General features: G+C 66.5%; 1 protein-coding gene. It reads right to left on the bottom strand.

The genetic code is table 11. From position 1 onward, the window contains the following. The coding region (locus QMG52_RS21835) for an alpha/beta fold hydrolase (protein ID WP_283562492.1) at positions 1-558 on the bottom strand (558 nt) is incomplete at both ends.

Here is a 558-nt window from a genome sequence, read left to right as displayed (position 1 = left end):
CAGGACCGTGCCGGCTATCCGGGCTGCCAGGGTTTCCTGGTCGCTCCGTGGCAACAAGCTGTCATGGTCGCCCCACAAGATCAGTGTGGGTGCGTGGATGGTTCCCGACTCAGTTGGCGGCGGGGCGTTGCCTAGGCCATGCAGGATGCCCTTCCAGGCGTGGGCGGGCATTCTAACGCCGTCACGTATCCGGTCCTCAATAAACCAGGAGGGAACCGCACGCAGCAGTGGATACCAGGACAACGAATCCCGGACCCAGTCCTCGTCGATGGGGTCCGTCAGGCGGTCCACTTCATCGGCGAACGGGACCCGTCCGTGGAGGCTCAGGGGCGAGCCCACCAGCACGAGTGCCGCGACCCGCTCGGGGTAAGCGACGGTCAACTGCTGGGCGACGTAGCCGCCGCTGGAGGAGCCGAGGACGAAGGCCTTCGGAACGTTGAGGGCGTCAAGAATCGCGGCGGCGTCCTCGGCCTGTTCCGCAAGGGAGTAGCCCGACTCCGGTTTGTCCGCGTCGCCCTGCCCGCGGAGGTCGGGGGCGTAGACCCTGAAGCCAGTTAG

It is taken from the genome of Paenarthrobacter sp. PH39-S1, from assembly GCF_030063245.1.
Taxonomy (GTDB): domain Bacteria; phylum Actinomycetota; class Actinomycetes; order Actinomycetales; family Micrococcaceae; genus Arthrobacter_M.
This window is presented reverse-complemented; position numbering and strand designations above follow the sequence as displayed.